General features: G+C 51.1%; 29 protein-coding genes, 1 tRNA gene and 2 pseudogenes. 11 read left to right on the top strand and 21 right to left on the bottom strand.

From position 1 onward, the window contains the following. Positions 1 to 11 precede the first annotated feature (11 nt). Genes MPHASIOC01_RS12515 through yejF form a run of 3 tightly spaced genes read left to right on the top strand, consistent with a single transcriptional unit; the run spans position 12 to position 3,743 of the window. Positions 12 to 1,109, top strand: a complete 1,098-nt coding sequence (locus MPHASIOC01_RS12515; protein WP_353614756.1) for a microcin C ABC transporter permease YejB — start codon at positions 12 to 14, stop codon at positions 1,107 to 1,109. Then, positions 1,109 to 2,131 (top strand): ABC transporter permease, encoded by a 1,023-nt coding sequence (locus tag MPHASIOC01_RS12520; protein WP_064595099.1) that lies wholly within the window; start codon positions 1,109 to 1,111, stop codon positions 2,129 to 2,131. The genes MPHASIOC01_RS12515 and MPHASIOC01_RS12520 overlap by 1 nt, the downstream gene beginning before the upstream one ends. A 1-nt stretch (position 2,132) precedes the next feature. Next, on the top strand, positions 2,133 to 3,743 hold the full coding sequence (yejF, locus tag MPHASIOC01_RS12525; protein WP_353614757.1) for a microcin C ABC transporter ATP-binding protein YejF: 1,611 nt from the start codon (positions 2,133 to 2,135) through the stop codon (positions 3,741 to 3,743). Here the strand turns inward: yejF and MPHASIOC01_RS12530 are convergent. From MPHASIOC01_RS12530 to rsuA, 3 genes are all read right to left on the bottom strand, one after another. Further along, positions 3,732 to 4,073, bottom strand: coding sequence for a YejG family protein (locus MPHASIOC01_RS12530; protein WP_064595103.1), 342 nt, complete (start codon positions 4,071 to 4,073; stop codon positions 3,732 to 3,734). The two genes, yejF and MPHASIOC01_RS12530, sit on opposite strands and share 12 nt — an antisense overlap. 380 nt (positions 4,074 to 4,453) lie before the next feature. Then, entirely contained in the window at positions 4,454 to 5,593 is a 1,140-nt protein-coding gene (locus MPHASIOC01_RS12535; RefSeq protein ID WP_064595556.1) for a Bcr/CflA family multidrug efflux MFS transporter, read from the bottom strand. 73 nt (positions 5,594 to 5,666) lie between these two features. After that, a complete protein-coding gene (gene rsuA / locus MPHASIOC01_RS12540; RefSeq protein ID WP_353614759.1) occupies positions 5,667 to 6,374 on the bottom strand; it encodes a 16S rRNA pseudouridine(516) synthase RsuA in 708 nt (235 codons plus the stop codon). 200 nt (positions 6,375 to 6,574) lie between these two features. Here rsuA and MPHASIOC01_RS12545 point away from each other — a divergent pair, with 200 nt between their 5' ends. Both MPHASIOC01_RS12545 and rplY read left to right on the top strand, forming a co-directional pair. Continuing rightward, complete coding sequence (locus tag MPHASIOC01_RS12545; protein ID WP_353614760.1) at positions 6,575 to 8,335, top strand: DEAD/DEAH box helicase family protein; 1,761 nt, start codon at positions 6,575 to 6,577, stop codon at positions 8,333 to 8,335. Between the two features lie 199 nt (positions 8,336 to 8,534). Beyond that, on the top strand, positions 8,535 to 8,816 hold the full coding sequence (rplY, locus tag MPHASIOC01_RS12550) for a 50S ribosomal protein L25 (RefSeq protein ID WP_064595108.1): 282 nt from the start codon (positions 8,535 to 8,537) through the stop codon (positions 8,814 to 8,816). A gap of 84 nt (positions 8,817 to 8,900) precedes the next feature. On the opposite strand, the gene yejK is transcribed toward rplY, so the two are convergent. Next, a complete protein-coding gene (gene yejK, locus MPHASIOC01_RS12555) occupies positions 8,901 to 9,908 on the bottom strand; it encodes a nucleoid-associated protein YejK (protein ID WP_064595110.1) in 1,008 nt (335 codons plus the stop codon). 131 nt (positions 9,909 to 10,039) lie between these two features. Between yejK and MPHASIOC01_RS12560 the strand changes: the two genes are divergently transcribed. The 4 genes from MPHASIOC01_RS12560 to MPHASIOC01_RS12575 all read left to right on the top strand — a co-directional run bounded on the left by MPHASIOC01_RS12560 (position 10,040) and on the right by MPHASIOC01_RS12575 (position 12,639). Continuing rightward, on the top strand, positions 10,040 to 10,267 hold the full coding sequence (locus tag MPHASIOC01_RS12560) for a YejL family protein (protein WP_036111504.1): 228 nt from the start codon (positions 10,040 to 10,042) through the stop codon (positions 10,265 to 10,267). 27 nt (positions 10,268 to 10,294) lie between these two features. Beyond that, positions 10,295 to 12,037, top strand: coding sequence for an LPS biosynthesis-modulating metalloenzyme YejM (yejM, locus tag MPHASIOC01_RS12565; protein WP_353614761.1), 1,743 nt, complete (start codon positions 10,295 to 10,297; stop codon positions 12,035 to 12,037). A 73-nt stretch (positions 12,038 to 12,110) separates the two neighbouring features. Then, a tRNA-Pro gene (locus MPHASIOC01_RS12570) sits at positions 12,111 to 12,187 on the top strand. 203 nt (positions 12,188 to 12,390) lie between these two features. After that, the gene (locus MPHASIOC01_RS12575) at positions 12,391 to 12,639 is read left to right on the top strand and encodes a DinI-like family protein (protein WP_353614762.1); all 249 of its coding nucleotides are present in this window, start codon (positions 12,391 to 12,393) and stop codon (positions 12,637 to 12,639) included. 42 nt (positions 12,640 to 12,681) lie between these two features. On the opposite strand, the pseudogene MPHASIOC01_RS12580 reads toward MPHASIOC01_RS12575, so the two are convergent. Further along, positions 12,682 to 13,236: pseudogene (locus tag MPHASIOC01_RS12580) on the bottom strand (recombinase family protein). Positions 13,237 to 13,265: 29 nt separating this feature from the next. Here MPHASIOC01_RS12580 and MPHASIOC01_RS12585 point away from each other — a divergent pair. Together MPHASIOC01_RS12585 and MPHASIOC01_RS12590 are read left to right on the top strand one after the other, a co-directional pair. Further along, positions 13,266 to 13,721 (top strand): annotated as a pseudogene (locus MPHASIOC01_RS12585) (glycine-rich domain-containing protein); the annotation flags it as partial. A gap of 153 nt (positions 13,722 to 13,874) precedes the next feature. Further along, on the top strand, positions 13,875 to 14,333 hold the full coding sequence (locus MPHASIOC01_RS12590; RefSeq protein ID WP_353614763.1) for a tail fiber assembly protein: 459 nt from the start codon (positions 13,875 to 13,877) through the stop codon (positions 14,331 to 14,333). Here the strand turns inward: MPHASIOC01_RS12590 and MPHASIOC01_RS12595 are convergent. The 16 genes from MPHASIOC01_RS12595 to MPHASIOC01_RS12670 all read right to left on the bottom strand — a co-directional run bounded on the left by MPHASIOC01_RS12595 (position 14,330) and on the right by MPHASIOC01_RS12670 (position 26,313). Continuing rightward, positions 14,330 to 14,776, bottom strand: a complete 447-nt coding sequence (locus tag MPHASIOC01_RS12595) for a tail fiber assembly protein (RefSeq protein ID WP_353614764.1) — start codon at positions 14,774 to 14,776, stop codon at positions 14,330 to 14,332. The two genes, MPHASIOC01_RS12590 and MPHASIOC01_RS12595, sit on opposite strands and share 4 nt — an antisense overlap. A 1-nt stretch (position 14,777) precedes the next feature. Next, a complete protein-coding gene (locus tag MPHASIOC01_RS12600) occupies positions 14,778 to 15,383 on the bottom strand; it encodes a hypothetical protein (RefSeq protein ID WP_353614765.1) in 606 nt (201 codons plus the stop codon). A gap of 49 nt (positions 15,384 to 15,432) precedes the next feature. Continuing rightward, positions 15,433 to 16,026, bottom strand: a complete 594-nt coding sequence (locus MPHASIOC01_RS12605; RefSeq protein ID WP_353614766.1) for a YmfQ family protein — start codon at positions 16,024 to 16,026, stop codon at positions 15,433 to 15,435. Beyond that, positions 16,023 to 17,165, bottom strand: a complete 1,143-nt coding sequence (locus tag MPHASIOC01_RS12610; protein WP_353614767.1) for a baseplate J/gp47 family protein — start codon at positions 17,163 to 17,165, stop codon at positions 16,023 to 16,025. Before MPHASIOC01_RS12610 ends, MPHASIOC01_RS12605 begins: the two co-directional genes overlap by 4 nt. Then, positions 17,155 to 17,607 carry a phage GP46 family protein gene (locus MPHASIOC01_RS12615; protein WP_353614768.1) on the bottom strand — a complete coding sequence of 151 codons (453 nt, stop codon included), beginning with the start codon at positions 17,605 to 17,607 and terminating at the stop codon, positions 17,155 to 17,157. The genes MPHASIOC01_RS12610 and MPHASIOC01_RS12615 overlap by 11 nt, the downstream gene beginning before the upstream one ends. Beyond that, the gene (locus MPHASIOC01_RS12620; protein ID WP_353614769.1) at positions 17,600 to 18,175 is read right to left on the bottom strand and encodes a phage baseplate assembly protein; all 576 of its coding nucleotides are present in this window, start codon (positions 18,173 to 18,175) and stop codon (positions 17,600 to 17,602) included. Before MPHASIOC01_RS12620 ends, MPHASIOC01_RS12615 begins: the two co-directional genes overlap by 8 nt. Positions 18,176 to 18,182: 7 nt before the next feature. Further along, entirely contained in the window at positions 18,183 to 19,253 is a 1,071-nt protein-coding gene (locus tag MPHASIOC01_RS12625) for a phage baseplate assembly protein (RefSeq protein WP_353614770.1), read from the bottom strand. After that, on the bottom strand, positions 19,250 to 20,650 hold the full coding sequence (locus MPHASIOC01_RS12630) for a DNA circularization N-terminal domain-containing protein (protein ID WP_353614771.1): 1,401 nt from the start codon (positions 20,648 to 20,650) through the stop codon (positions 19,250 to 19,252). The genes MPHASIOC01_RS12625 and MPHASIOC01_RS12630 overlap by 4 nt, the downstream gene beginning before the upstream one ends. Positions 20,651 to 20,692: 42 nt before the next feature. Then, positions 20,693 to 22,504: a hypothetical protein gene (locus MPHASIOC01_RS12635; RefSeq protein WP_353614772.1), complete on the bottom strand. Its 1,812-nt coding sequence runs from the start codon at positions 22,502 to 22,504 to the stop codon at positions 20,693 to 20,695. Between the two features lie 111 nt (positions 22,505 to 22,615). Beyond that, entirely contained in the window at positions 22,616 to 22,930 is a 315-nt protein-coding gene (locus tag MPHASIOC01_RS12640) for a phage tail assembly protein (RefSeq protein WP_353614773.1), read from the bottom strand. Continuing rightward, entirely contained in the window at positions 22,930 to 23,301 is a 372-nt protein-coding gene (locus MPHASIOC01_RS12645; RefSeq protein WP_036102390.1) for a phage tail tube protein, read from the bottom strand. The genes MPHASIOC01_RS12640 and MPHASIOC01_RS12645 overlap by 1 nt, the downstream gene beginning before the upstream one ends. Before the next feature lie 2 nt (positions 23,302 to 23,303). Continuing rightward, a complete protein-coding gene (locus MPHASIOC01_RS12650) occupies positions 23,304 to 24,803 on the bottom strand; it encodes a phage tail sheath subtilisin-like domain-containing protein (protein ID WP_353614774.1) in 1,500 nt (499 codons plus the stop codon). Next, positions 24,800 to 25,006 carry a DUF2635 domain-containing protein gene (locus MPHASIOC01_RS12655; protein WP_036102385.1) on the bottom strand — a complete coding sequence of 69 codons (207 nt, stop codon included), beginning with the start codon at positions 25,004 to 25,006 and terminating at the stop codon, positions 24,800 to 24,802. Before MPHASIOC01_RS12655 ends, MPHASIOC01_RS12650 begins: the two co-directional genes overlap by 4 nt. A gap of 3 nt (positions 25,007 to 25,009) precedes the next feature. Then, positions 25,010 to 25,555: an ATP-binding protein gene (locus MPHASIOC01_RS12660; protein ID WP_353614775.1), complete on the bottom strand. Its 546-nt coding sequence runs from the start codon at positions 25,553 to 25,555 to the stop codon at positions 25,010 to 25,012. After that, on the bottom strand, positions 25,552 to 25,905 hold the full coding sequence (locus MPHASIOC01_RS12665; protein WP_353614776.1) for a hypothetical protein: 354 nt from the start codon (positions 25,903 to 25,905) through the stop codon (positions 25,552 to 25,554). The genes MPHASIOC01_RS12660 and MPHASIOC01_RS12665 overlap by 4 nt, the downstream gene beginning before the upstream one ends. A gap of 3 nt (positions 25,906 to 25,908) precedes the next feature. Then, positions 25,909 to 26,313, bottom strand: a complete 405-nt coding sequence (locus MPHASIOC01_RS12670) for a hypothetical protein (protein ID WP_353614777.1) — start codon at positions 26,311 to 26,313, stop codon at positions 25,909 to 25,911. Position 26,314 lies beyond the last annotated feature (1 nt).

The raw sequence follows: 26,314 nt of genomic DNA on the forward strand, positions 1-26,314 counted from the left end.
GAGACGGCTCTGTGGGTGCATACCTGATTCGCCGGTTGCTACTGGTTATCCCAACATTGTGGGCCATCATCACTCTGAATTTTTTCATTGTGCAGATAGCGCCAGGTGGGCCGGTAGACCAGGCCATCGCGGCCATTCAGTTTGGCAACACCAGTGCAATACCAGGACTGAGTAATAACTCGATGGAGAGTACCCACCGGGCAACCGGAGTCAGTAATGCCGCTGAAGGGCAGTACCGCGGGGCGCGCGGTCTGGACCCGGAGATTATTGCTGAAATCACTCACCGTTATGGTTTTGATAAACCCTTGCATGTGCGTTACTTCAACATGCTCAAAGACTACCTGAGCTTCAATTTTGGTAACAGCCTGTTCCGTAGTGCTTCAGTTATCAGCCTGATTAAAGACAGTCTGCCGGTTTCAGTTTCTTTAGGGTTGTGGAGCACACTGATTATTTATCTGGTTTCCATCCCGTTGGGCATCCGCAAAGCTGTGCATAACGGCAGTACATTTGATGTGTGGAGCAGCGCGCTGATTATCATTGGGTATGCGGTTCCGGCATTTTTGTTCGCCATTATGCTGATTGTGGTGTTTGCTGGCGGGAGCTACCTTGACTGGTTCCCGTTGCGCGGGCTGGTTTCCGCACATTTCGATACACTCCCCTGGTATAAAAAAATTGCCGATTACCTGTGGCATATCACTTTGCCGGTGCTGGCGACAGTGATTAGCGGGTTTGCAGCGCTGACTATGCTGACCAAGAACGCCTTTCTGGATGAGATCCGTAAACAATATGTTGTCACAGCCCGCGCCAAAGGGCTGGGTGAAAAGCAAATCCTTTCGCGCCATGTGTTTCGTAATGCCATGTTACTGGTTATTGCCGGCTTTCCGGCCACCTTTATCAGCATGTTCTTTACGGGGTCGTTACTGATAGAGGTGATGTTCTCACTTAATGGCCTTGGGTTGCTGGGTTACGAATCCACCATTTCGCGGGATTACCCGGTGATGTTTGGCACACTGTATATTTTTACTTTGCTTGGGTTGCTGCTCAATATTCTCAGCGACATTACCTACACGCTGGTCGACCCACGCATTGATTTTGAGGGGCGCAAATAATGGCACTTAGCCCTTTAAACCAGGCCCGCTGGCGCCGCTTTAAACATAACCGCCGTGGCTACTGGTCTTTCTGGATTTTTATCGTATTGTTTGCCATCAGCCTGTGTGCAGAACTTATCGCTAACGATAAACCCCTGGTGGTTCATTACGATAATCACTGGTATTTCCCGGTGGTTAAAAACTACAGCGAGCAGGATTTTGGTGGCGTATTCCCCACATCCGCAGATTACCAGGATCCCTGGCTGGCAACACGCCTGGCGCAAAAAGGTTGGGTCTTGTGGGCCCCGATTCGTTTTGGCAACCAGTCGATTAATTTCGCTACTACTCAGCCCTTCCCTTCTCCACCTTCAGCCCAAAACTGGCTGGGTACTGACGCAACAGGCGGTGATGTGCTGGCGCGGGTTATCTACGGCACACGTATTTCACTCATTTTCGGCATTATGCTGACACTGTTTTCCAGCGTTATTGGCGTGATGGTTGGTGCAGTACAGGGCTATTACGGTGGTCGTATAGATTTATGGGGCCAGCGGCTGATTGAGGTGTGGTCTGGTATGCCAACCCTGTTTCTGATTATTCTGCTTTCCAGTGTGGTACAGCCAAATTTCTGGTGGTTGCTTGGCATTACCGTATTATTTGGCTGGATGGGGCTGGTCGGGGTGGTGCGCGCGGAGTTTTTGCGTACCCGCAATTTTGATTACATTCGCGCAGCTCAGGCTTTGGGTGTGAGTGATGGCACCATTATGTGGCGCCATATGCTGCCGAATGCCATGGTCGCCACACTCACTTTCGTGCCATTTATACTGTGTGGTTCTATCACCACACTGACCTCGCTGGATTTTCTGGGTTTTGGTTTGCCCGTTGGCTCGCCTTCATTGGGCGAATTGTTGTTGCAGGGCAAAAACAACCTGCAGGCTCCCTGGCTTGGGATCACCGCATTTATCGTACTGGCGTCGCTGCTGTCTCTTCTGGTGTTTACAGGCGAAGCAGTCCGTGACGCGTTCGACCCAAATAAGGCAGGTTGATATGTCCACGCCTTTACTAGATATACAGAACCTTTCCATTGCTTTTCGCCGTGATGATACAGAACAGCGCGTGGTTGAAGGGGTGTCTCTGCAACTGGATGCCGGGCAGACTCTCGCTCTGGTGGGGGAATCAGGTTCCGGGAAAAGTGTCACAGCATTGTCGGTGTTACGCCTGTTGCCATCCCCTCCGGTCAGTTACCCTGAAGGCGATATTCAGTTTGCCGGGCAGTCTCTGCTTCGGGCACCTGAATCCACACTGAGAGGGATTCGGGGCAATAAAATTGCCATGATCTTTCAGGAGCCGATGGTTTCGCTCAACCCACTGCACACAGTGGAAAAACAATTATATGAAGTGTTATCACTGCACCGTGGAATGCGTAAAGAGGCTGCCCGGGGAGAAATACTGGATTGTCTGGATCGGGTGGGCATTCGCCACAGCAGGCAACGGTTAAATGACTACCCACATCAGCTTTCCGGTGGTGAGCGCCAGCGCGTAATGATTGCCATGGCGTTACTGACACGCCCGGCGTTGTTAATTGCTGATGAACCCACCACGGCACTGGACGTCACTGTACAGGCACAAATTTTACAACTGCTGCATACCCTGCGCCAGGAACTTAATATGGGGATGTTGTTTATCACCCATGATCTGAGCATTGTGCGCCAGTTGGCTGACGATGTTGCGGTGATGCGCCACGGTCGCTGTGTCGAACACAATGCGGCCCGGATTTTATTTCATTCACCTCAACACCCTTATACCCAGGAATTATTAAATGCCGGGCCACAAGGTGAGCCCGTTCCACTTGATGAATCTGCCGAACCACTGCTCCGGGTCAACAATCTCGACGTATCGTTTCCAGTCCGTAAGGGTATTCTGCGCCGCACTGTGGGTTACCATCGTGGTATCTCGGGGCTCTCTTTTGCTTTACGCCCGGGGGAAAGCCTGGGCCTGGTAGGGGAATCCGGCTCCGGGAAAAGTACTTCCGGGCTGGCTATTTTGCGCCTGATTCATTCCCAGGGAGACATTGTGTTTGGCGGCCAGGCATTAAGCGGCCTCAGCCGTAAACAACTGTTACCCGTCCGCCGCCGTATTCAGGTTGTTTTTCAGGACCCTAACTCTTCACTCAACCCGCGGCTGAATGTGCAGGATATCATTGCTGAAGGGTTAAAAGTTCACCATCCCCACCTGGATGCTTCAACCCGTGAACAGCGGGTTATTACAGCTATGGAAGAAGTCGGGCTGGATCCGGCAACCCGGCATCGCTACCCGGCTGAATTCTCCGGCGGGCAACGCCAGCGTATTGCCATTGCCCGGGCGCTTATTTTGCAGCCTTCGCTGATTGTGCTGGATGAACCCACCTCATCCCTTGACCGCTCTGTGCAGTCGCAAATTCTGGCCTTGTTAAAAGACCTGCAGGCACGCCATAAGCTGGCGTATATTTTTATCAGTCATGATTTGCAGGTAGTCCGTTCACTCTGCCATCAGGTGGTGGTGTTACGGGCGGGAGAAGTGGTTGAACAAGGCGAGAGCCGGCAAGTGTTTACCAACCCACAACAGGACTACACACGCCAGTTAATGGCGGTGCGCCCCCCCGGTTCTTCAGCGAGGTAATTCACAAAAGGGTTCGGCAATCGCCACACCAAAATTTTTCAGGCGGCAGGTTGCTGCGAACTCATCCTGTTGATTGACAAACAGACAAGGCTCGCCTTCACACTCAACAACACAGCACTCCAGTGCAATGTCATTCAGTGCCTGGCTTAATTTGTACATCACAGGCCAGGCTTTCTCTCCATCATGGCTGAGCAGTTTGAGGCCGACAAGGTTATCCTCTCCCGCCAGGCCATTTTGCGGAATCGGTTCAACTTTTGAGCCAGCGAAACCTGCGGACCATTGATAGCCCTGTGGTAAACGGCTGACGATAGAATGTTGTAACGTATTCACTGTTTGTCCCCGGAAGTCACAATAAAAACCGCATGATTTTTACTTAAAGGTTAATACATTGTTGCTAGATTGCTTCTTATCAGAATAGAAAAAGGCTCCTGAAAATCGCTTTCCAGGTTACCACCTTATTATCCAGTGGTTATTTTTAGCGACAGATCACATTTTCGGGCTATATGTAACCTTTTCTTTCCGTCATTACAACCATTTTCACTACAAATCTGTGACTTTTTGCACAATCAATTTTTACATAATTTAAACAAATATGCATAATTCTGCCAGCCGGAGGGTTGACATAGATTAAAAAACAAAGCGATAAAATGGATGTTTTGTGCTAAACCGCCACTTGCCGGCCCAAACCGGCAAGGGCACAAAAGGCGTGTTCAGGAAGAATGACGATGTTTGCGCCGGGCAATGAGGTAGAAAAATAACGATGCGGCGGCACAAGAACTGATTGCTGCCACCATGGGCCAGGCCGTGTTCATCGTCGTGAGAGATAACAGGGCTCCAACCAATGCACCAATTCCGAAACGAAACGTTCCGGCAAGGGAAGAGGCCGTTCCAGCCATATGAGGAAAAGCATCAAGAATAGCGGCCATGGCATTCGAGGATACCATTGAAACGCACCCAATATATACAGCCACACCAAGCACCATAGCCCAGAAACCAAGCCCAAACAAACTACTTCCCACCAGCCAAATCGCCATCAAAAACTGTACACACAACCCGAAACGAAACAGTGCAGTTACACCAAAGCGCCGTACGCAACGACTGTTGATTGCCGTCATCATAAACAGGAACACTATATTCAGCGCAAAGTAGTAACCAAAATGCTCCGGGCGCACATGATTGAGTTCAATGTAAACAAACGGACCGGTGGTCAAAAAGGCAAATAACCCGGCAAAACTGAACCCACTGGCAAGCATGTAACAAAGCACCTGACGGTGACGAAACAAGGCTGCAAAGTTAGTCAGAGTGGTAGCCAGACGAAAACGCTGGCGGCGCTCGGGAGGCAAGGTTTCGGAAATCAACAAGAGGATCATGACACTGGCAAGCAAGGCGAGGCCCGCCAGTATCCAGAAAATACTCTGCCAGCCAAACCAAACCAGCACCAGCCCCCCGGCGATAGGGGCAACCAGTGGTGCAATAGTGGTAACTAACATGACAAACGACATCATGCGGGAAAACTCTTCCCGAGGGTAGATATCGCGCATTAGCGCATTAATCACAACACTGGCGGCAGCAGCTGAAAGGCCGTGCAAAAAACGCATAAAAATCAGTTGTTCAACCGACTGCGACAAGGCACAGGCAATAGCAGCACAAGCGAAAACCAGGGTTCCCCCCAGAATAACAGGCTTACGCCCCAGACTGTCGGCCATCGGGCCATACAGCAACTGCCCCACCGCAAACCCAAAAATATAGGTACTGAGTGTCATTTGCGTACTGCCAGCAGAGACACCAAACTGGTTGGTTATCACGGGTAATGCAGGCAGATACATATCAATGGAAAGCGGCATTAACATTGCCAGCAGACCAAGAATAAACACAATACTTACTGAGGAGCGCTGGGGGGACGACACGTAATCCGTTCCTTAATCAGGTTACTGGCAGGCCAATACTGGCCACTTCATCTGCCGTTAATGGGCGATATTCACCTTCTTCCAGTTGGCAGTCCAGTTCAATGCCACCAATCCGTTCGCGGTGCAGAGCTTCAACATGGTTTCCCACGGCAGCAAACATGCGTTTAACCTGATGATAGCGGCCCTCACTGATAGTCAGGCGCACATCTGTCGGCCCCAGGATTTCCAGGATAGCCGGTTTTGTCAGGTCTTTTTCGTTATGTAGCTGAATGCCATCAGCAAACACACTAACCAGCGATTCATCAACCGGAGACTCCAGGGTAACCCGGTAGGTTTTTGAACAATGGTGACGCGGCGAGGTAATACGGTGTGACCACTGCCCGTCATCCGTCAGTAACACCAGACCCGTGGTGTCAATATCCAGCCGGCCAGCTGCGTGCAGCTTATGAGCCGCTGGTTCATCAATGAAATACAGAATAGTTGGGTGATCCGGGTCATCCGTAGAACACACATAGCCCTGGGGCTTATTCAGCATAAAGTAACGCGGGCCATGTTGTTGCGCCAGCGGGGTGCCATCGTAGGCCACCTGATGTTCTGGCTTCAGTTTAAATGCGCTGTCTTTCACAACCTCGTCATCCACCGTAACGTTGCCACCACGAATTTCACGGCATGCAATCGCCCGGCTGATGCCAAGCTGATGGGAAAGGAATTTATCAAGTCTCATGGGATTTCACTGCCTGTCATACCGTGCCCTGATTACAGTAGTATCGTATTTACTGTAGTGGATGCCGGTGTCGATAAGAGAACCAGTGCGCAAGTATAACGACACGCAGTCTGGTCACAAGGCAAAAATAAGTTTGTGCGAAAATCATGGCATAATTTACACGTTTTCTCTTACAGGCAGGTTATTACCTTCACAACGTTATGTCTTTTATACTGCGTCCGTATCAACAAGAAGCCGTCGATGCCACTGTGCAATATTTCCGCCACCATACATCCCCGGCAGTTATTGTGTTACCTACAGGCGCAGGCAAAAGCCTGGTGATTGCCGCATTAGCTCGCCTGGCGAAAGGCCGGGTTTTGGTGTTAGCGCATGTAAAAGAGCTGGTGGAGCAAAACCACGCCAAATACGAGGCGCTGGGCCTGAGTGCAGATATTTTTTCTGCCGGGTTGTTGCGCAAACAGAGCCAGGGCAAAGTGGTGTTTGGCAGCATTCAGTCGGTTGCCCGCCATCCTGAAGCCTTCAATGACGCCTTCTCTCTGGTTATCATTGATGAGTGCCACCGTATTAGTGACGCCCAGGGTAGCCAGTATCAACAACTGCTGGCGCATTTGCGCAGCCATAACCCGTCACTGCGCCTGCTCGGGCTCACAGCTACGCCATTTCGCCTGGGTAAGGGCTGGATTTACCAGTACCATTACCATGGTATGGTGCGCGGCGACGACCAGGCATTTTTCCGCGACTGTATTTATGAACTGCCATTACGCTACATGATTAAACACGGCTACCTGACACCGCCAGAGCGCATGGACATGCCCGTGGTCAGTTATGATTTTAGTCAGTTGCAGGCACAGAGTAATGGTTTATTCAGTGAAGCGGATATCAATGCTGAGCTGAAAAAACAAAAACGTGTTACCCCGCAAATCATCCGTCAGATTATCGATTTTGCCGCCAGGCGCTGTGCGGCCATGATTTTTGCCGCCACTGTCGAACATGCAAAAGAAATCACTGCGCTGTTGCCCGAAGGTGAGGCCGCTCTGGTCACCGGTGATACGCCTGCTCGTGAACGCGACCAGTTAATTCAGGATTTCAAACAACAAAAGCTGCGTTTTCTGGTGAATGTTTCAGTGCTGACCACAGGGTTCGATGCCCCGCATGTTGACCTCATCGCTATTTTGCGGCCGACAGAATCAGTGAGTCTTTACCAACAAATCGTTGGCCGGGGTTTGCGCCTTTCTCCGGGCAAAACTTCGTGCCTGATTCTGGATTATGCCGGTAATCCCCACGACCTCTATACTCCCGAGGTAGGCCAGGTGAAAAAAGCCAGTGACAATGTTCCCGTTCAGGTGTTTTGCCCGTCCTGCGGCTTTGCCAATACCTTTTGGGGGAAAACCGCCCAGGATGGCACACTGATTGAGCATTTTGGCAGGCGCTGCCAGGGCTGGCTGGAGGATGACGAAGGCAACAGAGAACAGTGTGATTTCCGTTTTCGCTTTAAAAACTGCCCCAATTGCCACGCTGAAAATGATATTGCGGCCCGGCGCTGTCATGCCTGCGAAACAGTACTGGTTGACCCCGATGATATGTTAAAAGCCGCATTGCGTTTAAAAGACGCACTGGTATTACGCTGTTCGGGCATGGTTCTGGCAGGTGGGTCCGACGCCAAAGGGCCATGGCTGAAAATCACTTACTACGATGAGGACGGTGCAGATGTGAGTGAGCGCTTTCGTCTGAATACCTCCGCGCAGCGAACCGCTTTCGAACACCTGTTCCTGCGTCCGCATCAGCGCGCACCTGGTGTGGCATTTTCATGGTCAACGCCGGAGTCAATCATTGCGCAGCAAGGCATGCTGCGCCATCCGGATTTTGTCGTCGCACGCAAACAGGGGCAATTCTGGCAAGTACGCGAAAAGATTTTTGATTATGAAGGCCGTTTCCGCCGCGCTAATGAATTGCGTGGCTGATACCCGCAGGGTAAGCATTTACATATACAACAGAGCAGAGATAGCAGCCCACCAGGTAATAGTAAAGAAAGTGGCGCTAACGCTTTATTGCCCGTTGGCAGATTACCCGCTATAATGCCGCCCGCTTTTGCATCCGTAAAAGCTGAATATTTACCTGCTACTGGGTCGCCTGTTGCAGGTCTACTATAGAGAGATTGTGATGTTAACTATCAATGCAGAAGTACGTAAAGAGCAGGGTAAGGGTGCGAGCCGCCGCCTGCGCACAGCGAACAAGTTCCCGGCCATCGTTTACGGCGGGACTGAAGCGCCTGTTGCTATCGAACTGGACCACGACCAGGTTATGAACCTGCAGTCCAAACCTGAGTTCTACGAAGTACTGACTCTGGTTATCGAAGGCAAAGAAGTGAACGTAAAAGCTCAGGCTATGCAACGTCACCCGTTCAAGCCGAAACTGATGCACATCGATTTCGTTCGCGCTTAATCGTTCGCTTCAAATAAAAAACGCCGCTTAAGCGGCGTTTTTTATTGTCTGTCATTTGTGCGGCCCCACCTGAGGCCGCAATGCTTAGTTACCGCCAGATGTCCGGCGCTGTAACTGGTCGCGCAAATTTGGAGGAGTGCCTTTAATTGTCAACGTATCCGTTGCCGGGTCCCAGAATACACGTTCCCCTAATAACATAGCATCGAAGTTAATCGTCAACCCGCCGCCACTACCCGCAAATTTGGTCAGTTGTTTTAGTGTACTGCGATCTGCCGGGAAAGTTTCTTCCAGTTCGTACCCTTGTGTTTCAGCAAAAGACTGAAAGTTTTGCTCGCCCAACACCGGGATTTCACCTGCCAGCGCCGAAAGCGCAATTTCTTCACCCGATTGCAGTTGCTCGTTACAGTAGGTGTAAACCTGCTGGCGCACATTCTGCCGCTCGCTTTTATCGAGTTCTCCTTGCGCTGCGTAATCTTCCACTGCCTGAAGCAGGCCGCGGTTTTGCGCTTTAGTATCCAGGCCTTCACTGGCACCCAGGAAATCCATAAAGAAGTCAGAAACTTTACGCCCTACCCGCCCTTTCAGGAAAGTCAGGTAGCGTTTGGATTCCGGGTTGGTTTCCCATTCGGTGAGATCAATACGCGCCACGATATCGGCATGATTAATATCCAGATAATGCGTGGTGCTCAGATCTAACTGTTCATTTACCCGCATACTGCTGAGGTTATTCAGCACAGCGACTAACAAATACTCCACCGCCAGATAACGATACTGGCAAAACAGAACGATACCGCCATCGGCAAACGGGTATTTGCCCAGCTCATCACGCAGGCGACCGGTTGCGGCGCGGCTGAAGGCCAGAAAATCATCTTCGCCTTTACGGCAATTTTGCAAAGCGACAGCCAGCTCGCTTTCTGGCGAAAACAGGCCATAGGCTTTGCTTTTCGCGCTATATACCCGATGCAGTTCCGCCATCATGTCGACCACGACGCCTGCCGGTTCGAGCAGTGTGTCGCGCAACACCAGCTCGAGATTTTGTTCATCACGCTTTATCAGTTGATGTAAAGCTAACTGGTCGATATCCAGACTCATGGTACACTCTCCTTTAAAGGCGGTATTCAATCACCAGTCTCGCCCCGGTGCAACCTCAGATAAAAATGCGGAAAACCTGACGTCATTACGGTAATATGACGCACTTTAATAAAACTGAATGATACTGATTTATGCCACAAACATCCCGTTATAGTGACGAACGTGTTGAAAGCCTGCTTACTGAGCTGGCGAATGTTCTTGAACAACACAAAGCCCCGACTGACCTTTCACTGATGGTGCTGGGGAACATGGTGACTAACCTGATAAACTCCAGTGTCGCGCCTGCCCAGCGCCGGACCATTGCCCGTTCGTTTGCTGAAGCATTGCAATCTTCAGTGCGGGACGAGAGCGCACATTAAAAGATAACAAGGACTGAACGCATCACTATGGTGAACAGGCATCAGCGTTATCGTGAAAAAGTCTCCCAGATGATCAACTGGGGGCAATGGTTTGCGCTGTTTAATATTTTACTCGCCATTGTGCTGGGTAGCCGTTACCTGTTTGTCGCCGACTGGCCTGCAACACTCCCGGGCCGGTTATACTCATGGTTCAGTCTGGTTGGGCACTTCAGCTTTTTGGTGTTTGCTGGCTACCTGTTGATTCTGTTCCCGCTCACTTTTGTAGTCATGTCGCAACGCCTGATGCGTGTATTGTCCGTCACCCTTGCGACCGCGGGAATGACACTGTTACTGGTAGACAGCGAAGTATTTACCCGCTTCCATCTGCACCTTAACCCCATCGTCTGGGAAATTGTGGTTAACCCACAACAGTCTGACATGGGCCGTGAAGGGCAGATGATTTTTATTGCCGTACCGGTCATTCTGCTGATTGAAATGCTGTTTGCCACCTGGAGTTGGCAAAAACTACGCAGCCTCAACCGCCGCAGCCACTTCGCCAAACCCCTGGTGGTGACGTTCTTTGTTGCTTTCTTCAGTAGCCACCTGATGTACATCTGGGCAGATGCTAATTTCTACCGCCCAATCACCATGCAGCGGGCCAATCTGCCCTTCTCTTACCCAATGACTGCCCGGCGCTTCCTTGAGAAACACGGCCTGCTGGATGCCCAGCAATACCAACGCCGCCTGATTGAACAAGGAAGCCCTGAAGCACTGTCTGTACAATATCCGCTGGGCGACCTGAGTTATAGCGGTATGGGAACCGGGCAAAATGTTCTGCTGATCACAGTCAGTGGCCTGAACTATGACAGCTACACGAAAAATATGCCTTCGCTGGCCGCTTTCGCGAACCAGAATATTCGTTTCACTCACCACATGAGTGCCGGTAACCAGGCTGATGATGGCGTATTCGGGCTGTTTTATGGTATTTCACCTACCTATTTTGATAGCGTGCTGTCTGCCCGAATACCTGCAGCACTGATAACAGCATTCAACCAACAAGGTTACCAGTTGGGATTATTTGCCTCCGATGGCTTTAAAGGGCCGTTATACCGCCAGGCACTGTTGTCTGATTTTTCACTGCCGGAAGCACGTTCCCGTACCGACAAACAAACTGCCACCCAATGGATCAACTGGCTTAACCAATATGCTTCGGAAGATAACCGCTGGTTTTCATGGGTGGCATTAAATGGTACAGATGGTGCCAACGAGAATACCCTGCCCACTGCTGAGGGCCAGGTAGATACACAAATTAACCGGATTCTTGATGCCTTACGGGCACAAAATAGCCTTGATAATACCGTAGTTATTATTACTGCAGACCGGGGGATTCCGGATAAACAACACCAAAATACCTTTGCCTGGGACCGCGACCGTATTCAGGTTCCGCTTATCATTCACTGGCCGGGTACACCCGCCCAGCAAGTATCAAAACTGACCAGTCACCAGGATATTATGGCCACTCTGATGACCCGGTTACTGGACGTGAAAACTCCGGTAAATGAGTACTCTCAGGGGGAGGACCTGTTTGCCGCCACTCGCCGAAATGACTGGGTAATTAGTGCAGATAACAATACGATGGCTATCACAACACCGAAGATGACACTGGTTCTGGATAACAACGGCAATTACCGGGCCTGGGACCGCTCTGGTGAAATTATTACCGATAAAGCACCACAATTACGTCTGCTGTTACGTGCACTGACCGACGAAAAACGCTTCATTGCTAACTGATTGATTAATTAACCCCCACTCAGTTAGCTCCCCACTTGCAATGCAGCGGAAAACGGGTAGTATTAGCGCCCATCGGCACGTAGCGCAGCCTGGTAGCGCACCGTCATGGGGTGTCGGGGGTCGGAGGTTCAAATCCTCTCGTGCCGACCAAATTCCCCAAGAAAACCAGCCTGTTAAGGCTGGTTTTTTTATGCCTGTTTTTCATACGGGGAAAAATTGGGGAATTACTGGGGAAAAACCCCTGACAAAATCACCGTTCTAACCTTATTTTCTCCGCCATCCACTTGAACTGTATATGTACACAGGCGTAGTCTAAATACTGTATATTAAACCAGTAATTAAAGGACTACACTATGCGCGTTGAAATCAGCATTGCAAAAGAAAAGTTCAACAGTCTGCCAAAGAAAGCACCAGGCGCACTACAGGAAGAAATGACACGTCGCCTCAATAAAAAATATGACGATGTCGAGGTGATCGTAAAACCTGCCAGTAATGATGGGTTGTCAGTTCTCCGTGCAGCGGATAAAGATGAAGCGAAGAAATTTGTTGAGAAGACTCTCCAGGATACTTGGGAATCAGCCGAAGACTGGTTCTATCAGTAAAATAATGAGCAGTAATTTTGCCCGTGTCGCCACGGGCTTTTTTTAGCAGGTGGATGCCGGAAATTTTTTATACAGTGTTGAAACGCCAACATCGAAAATCAATGCCACAGTTTTCCGTTACTCTCCGGCTGCGATAAGTCTCCCGACCTGCTCCCATTGATCCGGCGAAAGCTTTGGCCGCCGACCACCTATACGCCCTTCTTCTCTCGCTGCTGCGAGTCCGGCGCGGGTACGTTCGACAATCAATTCGCGTTCCATTTCAGCCAGGGCACCCATGATATGAAAGAAAAATCGTCCCATAGGTGTGCTGGTATCAATGCTGTCGGTCAAACTGCGAAAGTTAACACTACGCTGTCGCAGATCCTCAATCAGAACAACCAGGTGACGCATGCTGCGTCCTAACCTGTCGAGTTTCCACACCACCAACGTGTCGCCGTCAGAAAGCATCCTGAGAAGCTTTTTTAACCCGGGTCTGTCTGATGTCTTCCCACTGATTTTATCCTCAAAAATTAGCTCACATCCTGCGCACTCAAGCGCATTTCGTTGTAATGCCGTGTTCTGGTCATTTGTTGACACCCTCACATAGCCTATCAGCACAAGTCTTTCTCCCGGCAAAAGCCGAAAGCATGCCAAATAGCGGGCGAACGGTCATTCTCTTAAACCTTGGTTTGGGAGGAAGTCACGGCATACAGACGATAATAACCAGTGCAAGTTTCACAGTTCCAGACAATATCTACGACATATACATATCAGCATCCGGTGCAGGTGGCGGCGGTGGCGGCGGTTATTCAAGTTCATATAGTGGTTCTGGTGGCGGAGGTGGTGCCAGTATTTACAGGCAACATTTTTCAGTAACTCCCGGGACGGTGCTGAGTGTTGTCATCGGTTCTGGTGGTGCTGGCGGTTCGGTTGGGATTGCCGGTTATTCAGGCGGAGCTACTTCCGTAGGCAGTCTTTTTTCTCTGGCTGGAGGTGGTGGGGGCAACCCTGGGATATCAGGCGCAGGAGGTAATTCGGCTGGCTTGCCTGGTGGAGTTGGCTCGGTTGCAGGTGAAGATGCCTTTAATAATGTTCCTGGATCTGGTGGAGGAAACTTGTTAGGCGTGGGAGGTGTTAAGCGTGCCGCAGCTGGCGGTGCCGGAATTTATGGTGGGGGTGGTGCTGGCGGTTATTCCGGTAATGCTGGAGGTGCTGGCGATGATGGCGTTGTGATTATTGAGTGGGAGCGATAAGTCATGGCTAAGTATGCAATTGTTGTTAATGGACGGGTAACCAATATTGTCCAGTGGGATGGAACCGGAAATGTATTCGAAAGTAACACTGTAATAGAACTAACTGATTCTGTTACTGCAAATATTGGTGATGCTGTTGCTTCTGGAGTTGTTTACGAAAAACCAACAGACGGTTTTGAATATACGTTTAATGATACTTCTCTTTCCTGGGAATTGACTGCTGCGGGACAGAGTGCAAAAACGAGCACTGAGATTGCTGCAGCTACAACAACGAAAACAGCATTACTCGAATCAGCTCAGTCAACAATCAGTCTCTGGCAATCAGAGTTACTCCTCGGCACTATCAGTGATTCCGATAAATCGTTACTGACAAACTGGATAGCCTACATCAAACAACTGCAGGCTATAGATACGACATCATTGCCGGTTACATGGCCTGCAGTGCCGGGGGTATCAGATTAACTTAAAGATTCAGGGGCATCAGGCCAGGCGAATGCGTCATAGCTGGCTTCATCTGTTATTGAGCTGAAGTCCAGCGCCTGGAGTTCTTTGATATAAGAAATCCAGACTGTTAGTGTTGCCTTGTCCGCATCACTGATGATGCCAAGCAGTAGCTCAGACTGCCATACGGATATGGTGTTTTTCGCTGAGGTCAGTAACGATTCCTGCTTTATCTTAGCCTGGGCAATAAGCTCACTGGCAGTGGGAGCTGGAAGGTCGACCCACACAGGCATTCCATCGCTGTCAACATCCAGCTTTTTACCCAGTGGTGCCTGAGCGTTGTATGTGTCCCTCACATTGTCATCAACCTCAATCACATCATCAGGAAGTGTACCTGCATTGATGTAAGCCTGTTTATCAGCTACGGGATAAAAGCCCAGTGTTGTTTTGGAAAAGAGATACATATTAATATCCTATCGTTATTACAGCGACACTCATTGGGTTATTGCAGTAAAGCTGCCGGCTGACCTGAGACACATTTCCACCATTCACTAAAGCCGTACCAGAACCACCAGGTAATACTGCATCGGCAAGAAAAGTATTTGGAAACGGGATTGGGAAATTTACAGTGATGGCCCCAGCCTGTGTTGCTATCGCTGTGTACCACTGCATAATCAGCTCCTTTCTCTCACCATCAATTATCCCAGGAAATTTCCAGTATCCATTGCTGCTCTGACCTCCCAATAATCCCGTCCCCACCCCTGCCAGGGCGATATCTCCCAAACCAAGGTTTACGAGAGCGGTGGCAATCGCTGCAGCACCATCAGTAGCAATGTCAGAAAATGGGTTTGAACGTGAGAGGAACAATTTTTTCAGTCCAGTAAGCACCTGAGTTTGATCATCAATACTGAGCGTAAGTCCAGCTGACTCAACAATATTGGCCAGTTCCTCCTGGATGGCATTAAAAGCAGCGGCACGTAAACGCGTTGCCGCAACACCACCCGCAACACTCCCGTCGGTATATTTATCGTCGGATGTTGCAGTGGTTTCAACTTGCCCGATTCGGAGCATAGATAATCCTCACTTGTTTAAGCGATATGTCGTGAAACAGATATGTCGATTACGAATAGCTGAAAATAATATTCAGATGGGAGGGGGCGATTTTATTAATGGAACACTCAAGCTGTTTATTACCCCAGGAAGCGAGTGGATCGCCACAATACGCACCTCCTGCAACGGCATAGTTGATTGTTGTTTTTGGTGCGTTAATCCTCCAGGTGAACGGCCACTCGTCGCGATTTAACGCATCACCACAGACAGACATGCCCGCCATTGCCGGGCGAAACTGCGTGATGGTTATCGTGTAGCCCAGTGCTGCGGCAACCTGTATGTAATAACCTCGGTTCAGGCCGCCAGTACTGATGAGTTTTGATATCACCGCACGCTGCCGATCGGTGATGCTACCAATTTCACTGATAGCACAGTCATCAGGCAGCCCCAGCGTACTCTCCCACTCCGATAACATGATCGTTGCCGTTGGAGGAAATGCACCAGAGAGCAGGCGCTGGGCATCATTATCTGAACGCTGAAATGAACTGGCCAACGCACGCAATACGGCCGCCTGTACAGAAGAAGAGGCACGGGGCCACGCTCTGCCCGGCGGCATAAGCGCCTGAAGTGCTGAGGTGTAATTCTCAACAGAAAAAAGGCTCATACAAAACTCACTGTACCCAGGACAGGGATTTCACCAACGTTAAAGGTGATATTTTCTGATGGCGAATTGAGAATGTAACCCGTCGTTCCACCGACACTGCTGATCGCCAGATTGATGTCAGACAGGTACACAATCCCGGTTCCATCCGGTTGTGCGGTATCAAAAAACAGGTCTGTCAGTGCCGTCTTGATGGCTGTGACAGTGGTACTGTCTGCATCGTTCAGTCCTGCGATGACCAGATTGATAGTTTTCTGAATGGGTGAACAGACGAAAACGATCGCTGTATCGGCCTGCCGGGGGTAAATATAATCTGCGACTGCAAGCTGATCCCCTGTGGCCTTTACCGCGCCCCAGTCCTCATTCTGTGAGACACCATCTGTACCCACCGGGAAGCCACCATTGCTGTTTTTGTCACACATGATGTATACGCCAACAGTGCCTGCGCCGTTCAGGCGGCGTTTCACCCAGGCACGCGTGACACCGGAAACCGCCAGCGCCCAGGATTTATAATCTGCATCACTACCACCCTGCGGCGGATTCTGGAATGCCAGCAGCCCTCTGCTTCTAAAATCTTCTTCATCTTCAATATCTGCGCCGCCGGTCGCGGCCACCAGTAGGGTTAACTGATTTTCTATTCCTGGCACATTTGAATCGAGGGTGAGAATAGTTCCTGCGTCAGCGTTTCCACTGGCCCCGCCCCCCGTTGCATCATCGCTGATATCAGGGAGAACCGCTGTTACTGAGGCTGTGCCATAACCTGTTGAGGCGATGATCAGCTCTGTGTCCGTGGTGTACTGATAGCTGTCTGATCTGTTGAGAACAGTACCGGCGGGAAGGATGGCACCAATCGTTCCTTTCGCCTGAACAGAAGGCGACTGCGCGGCGCTGGCCGGTTTACGATAAACACTCTTCATCGCCATCCAGCCTGCCAGATTTTCGTCCGTTGCATTGAATGGCGTGGACTGTTTCGCGATGTAATCCAGATAGGCATAGTGCAGATGTGCCATACCAGCATCCATGTCCGCCAGCACCTTAAGGTTTGAAAAACGCAGTAACTGACCGATGGCTTCCAACTCTGACTGCATAAAGGCGCGGTTCTGATCACGCAGTTCCGATAATGTGGCTCGTTTAAACGGCATTTATCTGTGACTCCCACACCCAGTAAAATTGTAAGGTTTCCCACGCGTTGTTTTGCGGGATCAAGTAGCGGATAAAGAGATTCAGGCGGTTCGGGTAGACAATCCGTGCAACCGGTTCAACCTGCATTACCACACCGTCATCGACGAGCCATTTCAGGGCTTCACGCGCATATTCCTCACTACGCAATGCCACCTCGCGGGTGAGTTTTTCACGCCGGATTAACCACAGGCGGGAGCCAAGTTGACTGTCTTCTGTCGAATCTCCCCACCAGCCACGGCGGTCGTTATCTTCATATGGATCATCTGCACGGGCTACACGGTCGGTGAAAAGGCTGATAATGACGGCGGTCTGAAAATCATCTCCGCTGGTAAGCGCGCCGGGGTTTTCCAGCCAGTCGGCGTGTAGCTCATCGACATTCCAGAGACTTTTAATATCAGCCATCAACAGGACTCCCGGTTTTTTCCGAAGTGACAGTACTGCTTCCCGCCTGCACTTCTTTAACGTCGTGATTATGCAGGTTATAGGCGTCACGCAATTGTTTAAGGGTGACGGAATTAGAGTCGCAGTTATCGATGATATCCCCGGTACATAGAAGTTTCGGGGTGATAAATTTGGCCGTTTCGGTTGCCGTCGCGGTCAGGTTTCTGGCGTTATTAATCGTCACATCCTGCCCGGCCGCCTCAATGGTTATTCCACTTTCGGTGAGTAGTATCGACATCCCCCACTGGTTATAAATGACCGTTTCACCAGGATTTAACCCGGTATGGCGATAACTCTGATGGCCGGAGGCAATAACCACCGGACTTGACCGATCCCCGCCAACAAAGGCGATCACAACATCGCTGCCAACAGGCAGGCCGGAAGAAAAGCCAAAATCAAGCAGGCGGTGCGCACTGGCAACTTCCAGCGGCGTCTGGTACTGAATTTTCTGTGCTGTACCGGAGTCATCCTGCCCGGTCACCCGGCCAATGCCGAACATATTCGCGATGCGCGTCATTAAATTTGCCATGTCTTCCTCACTGGTTAAGACCCGGAATGACCTGGTAAAACTCGTAGGGCTGGACAGAGAATGCTGCGGGAGGCATCAGTAAAAGCTGAGCATGGGTACCACGCTCATCCCGCAAGAATGTCACCTCAGCGATAAGCAACTCCGTGTTTTCCAGTTGCAATGTCGGGAGATTCACCGGGATCAGGGTATTAGGCTCCCACAACTTCCCGGCGCTGTCGCGCCAGCTGTCGATGGTGACATTCAGTTGCTGCGACCTCCCATATCGCCGGTTCATCTCCCAGTCGATACAGTTCTGTGCCCGGTCTTTCGCGAGCATGGTGGATTCGACCAGAATAATACGTTTGCGGTAACGCATGCTCGCTGCATCTGGATCGCGCGCGGTTGCCAATGTGACCGAATCATATGCCGAACCCGGAGCCCAGCCGGAAATGGGAGACACACCGAGTGAAACACCGACATAATCGGAGAAACGGTCGGCCATAGATTTGCGGTAATACGCATCCTCGACGTTAACCCCCTCTGCGACTCCGCTCGCGGCTTTCTTCGTCCCGACACGGGTAAGCAACAGGCTTCCATCGGGTTTGTCGTAATAAAGCAGTGCCGCCCAGCGGCAGACCCTATCAAGGATCTCCTGTGGCGATTCTCCCCAGTTAATTGTGAACTGTGGAACCGTTTGAAGTTCACCAACATCACAGTTCACTTTAATCCCGTAAAAAGATGCCAGCCGTGTGGCAATGTCCATCACAGTACAGTTGCTGATAACGTTATTCGGCCACTCTGCTGAGCAGTCAACAAGATCCTCACACTTCCCTCTTCCGGTCGCCCGTATCTCATGCCTTGCCCGGTTTATTGAAGGCAACCAGTCGTCCACATATCCGGTTATCACCAGGTCTCCGCCAATTTTTACAACACAGGTATTTCCCTCTTTTACGAGCTGCTTTTCGTCGCTTCCGGGGTAATAGTCCATCAGACCGAGATCAAAGTCGGAGGGAAAACGCTCAATTCCCCGCGTGACACGGACAGAGTCCCACCCAGAAATGATTTTCCCGTTAACTTCCAGCGTCACTTCATCCGTCATTTACGAAGCACCTTCATTTTTGTGGGCATAAAGGCAGGATGAGGAACAGACGTGGCGGCGATCAGTTCACCGGCGCGACCAACATCCTGATACAGGCGGTTAGCCAGCGTGAGTGCGGGAAGGGATGCCCCGGAACTGTACTCAACCAGGTTAACAAGCCCCTGGGATGTGGTACCCATTGTTGCGATAAAGGACTCACGCAGATCGAGCAGCGCCTGATAGATATCATCATCACCGCGATCCCCTGCTTTCACCAGCGCCAGATCAAGCTGAGCGGAGACACGATCCGTAAGTGCGTCGGCCTCATCGCGACTTCCCGGACTGGCAGAAACCGCAGCATTAACCATCGCTCCGGAACACAGCACCAGAATGACAGTGTTTATGCTGTCAGCGACATCCTGATCCGCACTGGACTGTTGATATTGTGTGCTCAGCGAGTTTGCCAGAGTTTCCAGCGCTCGCAGGCGTTCATTTACGCCGCCAGTGGCATCCAGAACTGAGCCGACCACATCACTGACCCGTTGTACAAACTCATCAATGGTGGTTGAATTATTAAGGGAAGAAACGCCATCAGAGATATTCTTCCTGTCCGTAATCGCTTGGGCCATAGCCTGTTTTACAAGCGCACCGGGATCACTGGTATCGTCCGCAGAAATTTGCCCGTTAGCTCCCGATGCCCCCCCTGTTGAGCCCTGGCTATAGCGCCCATAACGGGTATTGCCGAATGTCGATTTCAGCGTGTTGCCGATATTGGTCACCTCGCTGATGGTACTTTCAACGGTATTCGTCCAGAAAGCGATCGTGTTTTTGATGGTTTTAATGCCCTGGGTAACGCCACGTATTTCGCTTTTTATTCTGGCTATGGCACTGAGGACAGTGGTACTGGCCAGTTTCAGATAGTTTGTTTTTACCGCCGTTGCGGCAGCCGTCGTTGTCGTGACAGCAAACACCTTCAGCCCGGACTCGATACAGGTCAGCGTAAACTCAAAGGATCTGCCGCTGCTCAGGCTTTCGCCAATCCGCAGACCATTTTCAGGAATGGATACCGTCATTTCACCGAGTGTGGGGTGAATAAGCGTGCCGGCATCTTTTGTTTCACAGGCGGCGATTAACGCCAGGCGTTGCTGAATAACATCCCCGCCGCCGTAGACCACACTGTCCTGAATGATAAAGCCACGAACAGTGATTTTACGGACGCCCCGCCCCATATCTTCTATCCATGCGGTATCACGGTAAGGGTATTCATGCACAGCAACACGCCTGCCGTGGCTCGTTTCCCCGGCAAGCACCGCGAAGGAAACACCGCGAAAACTGGCCTGCCGCAGGGACTGATACCAGGGAGTGGAGCCCGAATCCGTACCCAGCAGTGATGAAAGTGCATCGGTAACTATTGCCATCGGTTCTCCGAAAATAAAAAACCGCCATAAGGCGGCCTGTACTCAGTTATTGCTCATGGGGAAAACAACGCGACCGCCACTCCTTACCGTTGCACTTTTACGCGCGCCCGTCTGGTCGTTTGTAATGGTCACATCCAGTTTCATTGGATTATCGTCAAAGGCCGTTTTAATAGCCTGGCTGATATCCCCACCAGCATCAGAACCGCGCTGCTGCGCGAGAATATTTCCATCTCTCAGACTACTCCATCGGTCGTCAAAAATGGCAGTGTTGACCCCATCGGCAATTTGATCACGGCTGTATGGCTGAGCACCATTTTCATGTTTTATCATTGCAGCCATAAGCCGCTGCAACACCTCGGGATTATGAAGATTTAAGCGTTCTGTGGGCTTATAGCCTGTTATCTGAGAAACATCGTCAATGTAAGCACGGGTTTTATTCTCCGACGATGGCGCATACGTATGAAGAATGCCGTTCAGGGTGTTATTGCCCCGATCTCCATAAAGCATGAGCTGGCGCGCCTGAGCGGAAAGCCCATCTTCATCGTTATTAAACTGAACAAAACCACCATCAGTACCTGTCGCATTTGGAGCGTGCCGCAGGTTTCCTGGGTTGTGGTTGCGCAGTCCACGGGCATTATTAGGTTGCTGATCGTAGGGAACCACTGAAACGCCGGGAACTGGCTGTAAAGCACCGTTAAGGTCCGCCTGCAATTGTTCAGCCGCATTAACTGGCCTCATCCAGTCGTTATAACGCTGCCGGAACCCGTCGGTCATCACGCCAAAATCGAGAGCAACCTTATCCGTCGTCCCCAACGACTTATAAAACTCAGGGTTGTTATAGCCCCAGCGCAACTGATCGGCTTCTTTACCCCGTGTGGCACCGAGAAAATGTGACAAAGAGATACTGTCCAGCCCATTTGTCAGAATATCTTCAACCCCTTCCAGACCGTCTTTTACTGATCCATCAGACAAAACAGCTCCGGAAATTTTCTGGCTGGTACGATTTTTAAGACCGTCCCAGGCTGCGCCAAGCTCATTAATAGTCTGGTTGAGCTCGGTAAGTTGGTTATTGATAGCCGGATCAACGGTCAGGCCAAATTTATCGGATTTGGCCAGCAGTTCTTTCAGGCGGTTTCCTTCCCGCATTAGTGACAGCGTTTCAGGGGTAAGCCCCAGTGCATCCGCCACAGTTTTCTGCATCTCCGGGCGCAAACTGGGAAAAATTTGGGCGATGGACTCGATGGTTTTCAGTACATCAACGGTGCCATTTTTGTTTTTAACGATCTGCGCCCCAATCTGGGACATCACCGCCAGTACGCCCGAATTATTTCCAGCGGCAGCATCGTTGAAGGTTTTAAACAACCCCTCAACCGATGCATGTGCCGCCTGGCTGTCAGCACCGAGTATCTGCATGGCACCTGACAGGCGGGAAAAATCATCGACGCGCATACCGGCATTTTTAGCAGAAATGTCCAGATCGTAAGCAGTGCGTGATACCTGCTTAAGTGCATCAGCAGCGGCCATACCGCCTTTCGCCATGCCATAGGCAGCGGCACCTGCCAGCCCAAACCGGCCTGCCGTTCCACCGAATTTAAGAGCGAGCTCCCCTACCATTTTCAGTGGAGGAACCATATCGCCAATAAACTGCACATTGTCCCGTGCAGCGCGGGACATATTCGACAGGCGGCTGGAAAGCCCATCCAGTTTATCGTCTGATTCCTGGCCGCCGAATTTGAGTCCCTTTCGGGTTTGCTCAATCTGTGGGTTTAGCTTCTTAAGCGCCTCATCAATCCGGATAATTGTCGCTGTGGCCTTGTCCCCGGCGGTCAATTCAAAATCAAACGAATTACTCATCTGCAGATCCTCGCCTTATTTTATTAATCCGCTTAGCCTGTCCGACCCACCACATCAGACGATCGAGCGTCATCCCCCACGCCCGTTCATCTGACCAGCCAAAGTAAGCCGTTATGTCTGCGGCTCGCTCTTGCCAGAGGGTGAGGATCTCCAGGTCAAAAAACCCATAAGGAAGTCCTCACACTTCCGGAAATCAATGAAATCCATTTTTTGTAATACGGACTCGGGGATACCCCCTGAAGTGAGCGCGATCAGTAATCGCATGGCTGCAAGGGAGGTTTTTACCGCCTGCTTTTCGTAGAACTGTTCCGCCTGCGATAACGTGGGAGCCCGCAGCGTCAGCGATTCATAACGAATATTCTGCGTTGCGTCTTCGAACGGAACGTCCAGTGGGATTTCTTTAACTCGTTCAATTTCTGCCATCATCAGCTCTCCGTCACATCCGCGCCTTCCCAGCGCACATCAAAGGTTGCTTCTTCGCTTTCAACTTCCTGCACGTTGACCGTCCAGAGCGATTTGCCAATGATTGTTTTACCGTTGGCCAGTTCCGCAATCACGTTGACGTTAGTCTGCCCGTTGAAGCCGGAAACTATCGTTCCACCGCTGTCACGCACCTGACAGGAGATATATCCAACAACGGGTTTTTCTTTATACCCATGGACACCATCCATACCCGTCAGAGAGGAACGATTAACCTTCGATGGACTGTATTTAAATTGTCCGACAACCATAATTGTCACCCCATCGACAGTGACATAGGCTGTCCCGGCGAGACGGTTTGAAGTATCTCCGGCCATGGTTATGCTCCTGTGCTCGCCTGAAGGCGGAACTGGTTAAGCAGCGCGAAGATGCGCAACTGGTTGATAAGTGTCCCGGTCCACAGTACATCGACACGGTTCGGGTTACTGGCGTTTTGTTCCACGATAAGCCCTGCTGCAAACCCGGCGGAATCCTGGACGTAACCCTGGTACTCCAGCGTCTGGTATTGAGCAATCTGATCCGCGCGGATGATATTTGGCGTGACGATCGCGGCGCCAGGCGCAAAACGCGTACCATTGGCGGCCAGTTTCATGCGGCCAAAACGGCTGGTTACCTGCGTGCGAAGAAAACGCACCACGAAAGCAAGGGTGAACAGCGTTTCAACCTGAAGATAACTGTCGTCGGCATCCCCATAGCTGTTTTTCTGATAAGTGGTGATCAGGTTTTCAATGCGGACCGTACCATCATCATCCACTGTGAATGTTGAAATACCGCTGTAAAGGAGATTGTTACGCTCAGTAAGGTTGAAGCGATCTTCCAGTGCCGGAGCCAGCACACCGGAAATCGCCAGGCTTTGCAGGGGACGTCCCGGGTCATTGCGCAGGCTTACGGCTGCTGCGCCAGTGTATCCCGCCGACCAGACCCACGGGGGCGATGGCGACTTGTTCACACCCATCATCGTTTCGTGCTGGTTGTTACGCGATTCCCCCTTAGTCCCCAGCGTTGCATAGGTTCCTGTTGTTGTGGTAAATGCGTGTCCGTAAAGCTGCTGATCCCACGACCAGCGCCCGCCACTGTCGGACAGAAACGCTTTCAGCGTATCAATGGAGGTGGTGTCATCGTAGGCGCTGACGATGAAATCAAACGTCCGGTCCTGAAGGTTAGCCAGCGCACCTGTTATATCCGGTGCTCCAGCCCCACCGGCCATCGGGGTAATCGTCAGAACAAGGCCTGCCGGTGTGGCTTCACCACCCGGAGTACCTTCAAAGTTCAGTCGGATATCAATGTTGTTACCCTGTAAACCAAGGTTTTTCGCCGTCAGCGTAATGGTGTCGGTCGCCGCTGAGGCAGTAACGGGAAGCGATGTTTTGGCATTAATCGCTGCCGCCAGCGAAGTGGCAATGCCTGCGACCGTATCCGTCGCCACAACGGTCAACTGAATACGGATGCCTGCGATATAGAGCGAGATAACCCCGGTATCTGTTGGCGCGCTGGAAACTTTAATCGTGCCGGTAGCTGCGACCATTGAACCGGAATCTTCCTCCAGCGGCAGGATCCAGATTTCAGCGGCAGAATCATTGGCCTGATACGCTGTCATCATGGCGTGCAGTAAGCTGCCCTTCCCGGCCAGTTCGCCGACGGTATTGGGCGATGAGACACGCTCTGGAATGCCTTCGGTCGCCGTACCTGCAGACAACATGCCGCCGATAAGTAACGTGCGCTGCGTCGCAGTCGCCGTGTTTGCCATTGAATTATCAAACTCGACGTAAAACAGAGGGGTGCGCAGGTTATTGGGTACGCGTGCAAACGGAACTGTCATTCTGTGCCTCCCTCATTTTTCTCTGTCGTTGACTTTACCGTGGCCACTAAGGGAGTTACTGGTTTTTCAGTGATGGAAACATCACCATCACTCAACCGGCGGCGCCAGAAAATAGTATTTGGGACTTCCGCGCCTTCTGCAGGCAAAGGGGAGCCCTTGACAGGGTCGCGAACGCTGAGCCCGTCTTTCGGTTTAACAAACATGGGTTACTCCTGAAGGTTGGTATTAGCGCCTGGCACGGGTGTGCCGTCGGGCATTTGAACCCGAATATCGATGCCCTCAAGTGGCACGGATTCAACCGGATAAAAATCCTCTGGCCCCTGGTAATATTCGATGTCGATTTCATAAAGAAGCTGACCGAGGTGCGCTTCTCCATCGGCACTGACATTGATGGTTGAACGGATTTCGCGGTACCGCTGAATAACCCGGGTCAGTTCGTAGCTGTTAACCACAGCCCGATCGATTTGCTCGCGCAGGGCTTCAAGAGCCAGTTCAGCATCCAGAGCACCATCGTCATCGGTTTCACCGTCATATTCCTGAATGCGACCGGAAATACGAACTGTGGTTATGGTGGTAAAAGCGGGGGTATTTCGCCCCTGTGAATGCTTGTGATCAAAAGGAGTCTGCACCAGCAGGCATGGATACATTGCGCGGGTTGTGGGAAAGTCGCGGGGGGAAAATACATTTTCTCCGGCACTTGTCTTTCCCTTCAGCGCATCCACCACCAACTGGCGAACATTGGCTGCGTTCATTTTGCCTTCACTATCGTCAGTACCAGCTTCATCCCGCCGTGGCTGTCTGGCTGAACATCAGCAATATTAAAGAGCTGATTCACCGCCACGCCGCCGACAATCTGAATAAACACGCGATCACCCTGTACCGGCATTGAATACCCATAAAATTCTGCATCACGCACACCGAGCACTGGGTTAGTCGTGTTGATTTCCGATTCTCCATCAAGGTTTTCAGACGCCTGAACATAGCCGCGATCAAAAATCCCATTCACAGGGAACGGGGCTCCATTTTTTGGCCGGTATTCATGTTCATCGCCGAAAACATGATGCAGGGGAGCGAGAAGGTGCTCATCCCAGTTGACGCCCATGCCTTACTCCGGTGTCACGCTGACCGAAGGCTTGGCCTCCAGTACCCGCTGGCGTAATACACTGACATCAGCAATGACGCCCACCAGCAAAAGACGTTCTGCATCCTTACCAGCGACCGGAATAATGGTGTTTTCACGATAAATTTCACCATCATGGCGAATATGATTACCTTTCAGGACAACATATTCAGGCTTTACGTCATGGCTGTTCTGCCCGGCATATTCCGGGTCGGAATTTTCATCACCTTCATCACGGTTAAGAACATCCCCTGTAGTAACAGGTCCCGGTGACGGTGACGCCCCTTCTGCGTTCAGGTCCTGCGGCACACCCTCAGCGTTCAAATCCAGCGTTGCCCCTTCCGCATTCAGATCTGCCATATCTGGCTTAGTCGTATCGGTTTTAGCCATA

The sequence above is a fragment of the Mangrovibacter phragmitis genome, assembly GCF_040429585.1.
Taxonomy (GTDB): Bacteria; Pseudomonadota; Gammaproteobacteria; order Enterobacterales; family Enterobacteriaceae; genus Mangrovibacter; species Mangrovibacter phragmitis.